This is a genomic window from Arthrobacter sp. SPT-J7 (assembly GCF_059089965.1).
On sequence record NZ_JBNHFF010000222.1, the window covers coordinates 1 to 5,132 of the forward strand.

Here is a 5,132-nt window from a genome sequence, read left to right on the forward strand (position 1 = left end):
GCTTAGGTCACGGGCGGCAGCCCTTTATGCGATCGCAGCACGACGGCGACTGGTCAGTCCATGCCGCGGAGGTCCAGGACCAGCTCCGTATCGCCGTCGGCCTGCAGTACCACCGGAATGCCCCAGTCCTGCTGGTAGAGGTGGCAGGCCGCGTGGTCCGGAATTTCGCCGTCCTCGGTCTCGGGACCGTCACAGGCCGCCGCGCGGGCTGTAATGTGCAGGACGCCCTCCGGCACGTTCGCGGACAGCTCCAGGGTCCGCAACAGCCCCACCGACGTGCCGCCGCCGGACAAGAGCAGCTCAGGCGGAGTGGAGGAGATCTTCAACTGCGTGGGATCGCCCCAGCGGTCATCCAGCTTCTGCCCCGTGGGGGCCGTGAAGCGCACGCTCAGCTCGAGCGGGCCCGCGGCCACCGGGCTCTTCGGCCGGTGGGTCTGGGACGCACCCTCGTCCACCTGCTGGGCTTCCTTGGGGATGGGCACGTACACCAACTGGTGTTGGTTGGCCTCCACCACAACCAGCAGCGGCTCCGAACCGGCCGACTGCGTGTGGTCCACAATCACGTCCGAGGGCTCCAGGAGCCCTCGTGCCAGCGTGGAGACCGTCCCCGTGGTGGGGTCGTAGCGGCGGACAGCACCGTTGTAGGTATCGGCGATTGCCACAGAGCCGTCCGGCAGCACCGTCACGCCCAGCGGGTGCTGGAGCCGTGCTTCTGTAGCGTGACCGTCGCGGAAACCGAAGTCGAACAGCCCCTTCCCCACAGCGGACTCAACGGTGATGGCGCCGTCCTCGTCAATCACGAGCTTGCGGAGGGCGGACGTCTCGGAGTCAGCCACCCAGATGTTGCCGGCCGCGTCTTCGGCGAGGCCGGAGGGCTGCGCGAACCAGGCCTCGTGGGCCGGGCCGTCCAGCAGGCCTTCCAGGCCGTTGCCGGCAGCAATGGCTACGGCCCCGGTCAGCGGGTCAAAGCTGAAGATCTGGTGCGTGCCGGCCATGGCAACTACCACGGCGTTGAGCTTGCTGGACCAGACGAGGTCCCACGGCGAGCTCAGGGAGACCTCAAGCGGGTGTTCGCTCAAGCGGCCGGTGAAGCCGGCGGCGTCCTCGTCAACGCGGGCCGGGCCGGTCTCCAGCAGGCGCTGGATGCCGTTGCCCGCCAGGGTGGTTGCCTTCCCGTCCTGCAGTGAGAGCCCGCGGAGCCGGTGGTTCACCGAATCCGCAATCACGACGTCGTAACCCGCCTTGGCTGCCACGTCCTCCGGCAGCAGGACCAGGCCCTGGGGCTCGTTGAACTGGGCGGTGGCCGCGTCACCGGCGGCGGGGCCGTCAGCGTGGCCCTTGGTGCCGGAACCGTAAGTCCCCAAAACAGTCTGGAAGTCGGTGCCCAGTTCCACCAGGCGGTGGTGTCCGGTGTCGGTAACCAGCCAGGAGCCGTGGGTTGCGGCGCCCTTGGGCCCTGCTTCGTTGGCGGCGGCACCCGCCGCTGCATCGGCGTCGGATGTTCCATCTGTAGCGGCCGAGCCGCGCCCGGCCGGCAGGAAGAGTGCCTTGCCGGGGAAGCGCAGCGTTCCTGAGGTGGGCTCCGGGGCAACGTAGGGGCCTGTGCCGCGGTGCAGCGTTCCCTTGGCTTCGTGTTCGGCGATGAGCTCGGGGATCAGTACCGCGAGTCCGTCCGCGTGGCCTTCCCCGGAAAGGTGAGCCACGATGTAGCCCTCGGGGTCGATAACCACCAGGGTGGGCCAGGCGCGGGCAGTGTAGGCCTTCCAGGTGTCCAGCTCCGGATCGTCCAGGACCGGGTGGTGGATCTCGTAGCGCTCCACGGCGGCGGCCAGGGCCACCGGGTCTGCCTCGTGCTCGAACTTGGGCGAATGGACGCCCACAGTCACCAGGACGTCCGAGTACTGCTCCTCAAGCGGCCGCAGTTCGTCCAGGACGTGAAGGCAGTTGATGCAGCAGAAAGTCCAGAAGTCCAGCAACACGATCTTGCCGCGGAGCGCTTCGAGGTCCAGCGATTTCCCCCCGGTGTTCAACCAGTTACGGCCCACCAGTTCGGAAGCTCGGACCCGGAGGTGGGTGCGTACGGTTTCGCTCATCAGCGTCCTTCCAGCTTGTTTCGTTCAGCCAGCCTGGCGTCGCGTTCCGCCAATTTGGCAAACATATCGTTGTAAGCGGTGAGATCGGCGTCGTTATTCCTGTCCGCCGCCCGGTCCACGCGTTTGGTCTCCCGCTGGTCGGACCGGGACCACATAATGGCCACGCCGATGGCCACCAGGAGGGTGGGCACTTCGCCGATGCCCCAGGCCACGGCGCCGCCGGTCTGCTGGTCCAGCAGCGCCGACTGTCCCCAAGCCCGGCCCAGGTTGCCAAAGTAGTCCGCGGCCAGCAGGTTGGTTCCGCCCATGATGGCCACGCCAAAGAAGGCATGGAAGCCCATGGTGGCCAGCAGCAGCAGCAGGCGCATGGGGTACGGCGCCCGGCGCGGCAGCGGGTCGGAGCCGATCATGCTCAGGATGAAGATGTATCCCGTGAGCAGGAAGTGCACGATCATCAGTTCGTGCCCCACGTGTTCCCGCATGGCGAACCCGAACAGGTCCGAGTAGTAGAACAGGACGATGGAACCGGCGAAGTTGGCAGCGGCAAACAGCGGGTGCGTGACCACCTGCGAGAACTTGGAGTGCACAAACACCAGCAGCCACTCCCTCGGTCCGCGTGAACCGTCTCCGCGGGGAGGCAAGGCACGCAGGGCCAGTGTCACAGGTGCGCCCAGGACCAGGAAGATGGGCGCCACCATGGTCAGCGCCATGTGGTCCACCATGTGTGCCGAAAACAGTACACGGCCATAGACCGACGGCGGGCCGGAGGTGATGTAGGTGAGCACCAGCAGGCCGATCACCCAGTTCACGGACCGGAACCACTGCCACTTGTCGCCTCGGCGGTAGATCTTCGCCACGCCCAGGAAGTAGGAGACCATTCCGAACAGCGCCACCGCAATCCAGAGCCAGTCCAGCCGCCACTCGGTGAGCCAGCGTGATGGGGTCAGCTCCGGAGGGAGTTCGTAGCCGGTCAGGATGAAAGCCGGTGTCGCATCGGGTGCGAACGTGGTGGGCTGTGGCGGGGCGGAACGTCCCAGGGCTACGGCCACACCGGAGGTGGCACCCATGAGCAGGAATTCAGCCAGGACCAGCTGCCAGAGGACCCTTCGCGAGGACATGGTGGAGCCCTTACGGCTAAGTTGCGGTATTACCCACTGCCGGTGCATCAAACCGATCCCGCCCAGGACCAGCGTTGCAGCGGACTTGGCCAGGATCAGCTGGCCGTAGGGGGATCCGAAAAGGTCTCCCCAGTTGGTGAAGCGGATGCTGGCGTTGATAATGCCGGAGGCGAAGACGAGCACGAAGGCGAAGCCCGCAAGCGAGGAGAACCGGCGCAGCGTTGACTCGGTGATGTCCACCGTAGCGCCCGCTTTGGGGCCTGTCAGGATCCCGGATAGCAGTGCAAGCATGATGATGCCACCCACCCAGGTACTGACGCCCACCAGGTGCAGGCCCAGGGAATTGATGGCGCCTTCATGGTCCGAAGAGCTTGAGGAGTGCCCGATCAGGGCCGTCGGGACCAGGCCGATGAGTGCCAGGATCAAGGTCAGGGCCAGCCCGCCAAGGGACCTGACGCCGAACAGGGCAGTGGTCACCACGGCGGCAATGATGGTGACGGCGAGCCAGGCCCGGCCCGTCTCGATGTCCGTCATGAAGTAGACCAGGGCCTGCGTGAACTGTGCGTCGCCCGACACCGCTTGCCCGGCTACGTCTGAATAGGTGAGCACCAAGACGGCAATGGCGGACAGGGTCCAGACGGCCCCCGCAACGGCTGCAACCGACATCGCGCGGGTGAAGGCCGGATGTTCGGGGCCATCCTCATCGTGGGCATCCCGGTCCCTGCTGCGGAGCCCGAGATTCTTGGGCAGGATTCCTACGGCGAAGATAAGGCCTCCGATGACTGTGGCCACGGAGACGTTGTGAATGGCTTTGGTGACAGGCAGGCCCCAGCGGACCGGCGCGCCGGGATCAGAAACCTCGCGGGCCACCGCCGCGCCGGAAAAAATGAGGGCGGCCACCAGGCCGAGAAAGAGCGCCGCCAGTCCTGCCAGCTGCCATGCCGCCGAGACACCCAGGGCGCCGCCACCCTGCCCAGGGATTCCCTTGGCGGGAGTTGGCTGGGTTGCTGTGGATTGGGGTTTTGCGGCGGAAGGCACCTATCCATTGTCCGCTACCCTGGCCCGGGCCGCGAATCGGCTTAAAGCAGAAGGGGCGGCAACCGAGTGGTTGCCGCCCCTTGTCCACGCCGGACTGATCCCGGGGGAAGAAGCTCTACTTCTTGTTGGAGACCGCAGCCTTCAGCTTGGAGCCGGCGGTCAGCTTGACGCTGTGGCCAGCGGCGATCTGGATGGTCTCGCCGGTCTGCGGGTTGCGGCCCGTGCGTGCTGCACGGTCGGTGCGCTCGACGGCGAGCCAACCCGGGATGGTGATCTTCTCGCCCGCGGCGACCGAAGTCTCGAAAACCTCGAACAGTGCGTCGAGGACGGAGTTGACGGCTGCCTGGCTCGTGCCGGCCTTGCCCGCTACCTCTGCAACAAGTTCACTACGGTTCTTAGCCATTTATGTCCTCCTGGACGGTCATGATTCTGGAGCCTGAACGCGGCGTGCGCACAAGCCACTGTTCGAAAACTTACCAGCTTGGGCCGTCCCGATCCGCAAATTCCGCGTGTTTCCGCGACTTTTTGAGGTTAATCACCCGATTATTGAGGGTTTCTGGCCCCGATTGTGCCCACAGCGGACGCTCTCTCACTTCCTGCGGGTTTTCGGGCAGCGCTCCTCAGCTCCTGCGGGTTTTCGTCGGAGGCTCCATCACCTTGTGCGGCTTTTCGTCGGCGGTGCTGTTGCGGGCCGTGGTGTCAGGTTGCCGGTACCCGTGGTGTGGGGTGTGGTGGGTTAAATGCGGCAGGGCCCTGACGTCTGTTGTCAGGGCCCTGCTTAATGGTTGTCCGGCGGTGACCTACTCTCCCACACCCTCCCGGGTGCAGTACCATCGGCGCTGTGGGTCTTAGCTTCCGGGTTCGGAATGGGACCGGGCGTTTC

At 65.8% G+C, this 5,132-nt stretch carries 3 protein-coding genes and 1 rRNA gene; all 4 read right to left on the reverse strand.

What is annotated here, in order from left to right; genetic code table 11:
* Positions 1-53: 53 nt before the first annotated feature.
* The gene (locus AC5RWX_RS29835; protein WP_494099834.1) at positions 54-2,093 is read right to left on the reverse strand and encodes an NHL domain-containing thioredoxin family protein; all 2,040 of its coding nucleotides are present in this window, start codon (positions 2,091-2,093) and stop codon (positions 54-56) included.
* The gene (locus AC5RWX_RS29840; protein ID WP_494099835.1) at positions 2,093-4,249 is read right to left on the reverse strand and encodes a bifunctional copper resistance protein CopD/cytochrome c oxidase assembly protein; all 2,157 of its coding nucleotides are present in this window, start codon (positions 4,247-4,249) and stop codon (positions 2,093-2,095) included. Before AC5RWX_RS29840 ends, AC5RWX_RS29835 begins: the two co-directional genes overlap by 1 nt.
* A 115-nt stretch (positions 4,250-4,364) precedes the next feature.
* Positions 4,365-4,652 (reverse strand): HU family DNA-binding protein, encoded by a 288-nt coding sequence (locus AC5RWX_RS29845; RefSeq protein WP_009358243.1) that lies wholly within the window; start codon positions 4,650-4,652, stop codon positions 4,365-4,367.
* Positions 4,653-5,036: 384 nt separating this feature from the next.
* A 5S ribosomal RNA gene (rrf, locus tag AC5RWX_RS29850) occupies positions 5,037-5,132 on the reverse strand; the annotation flags it as partial.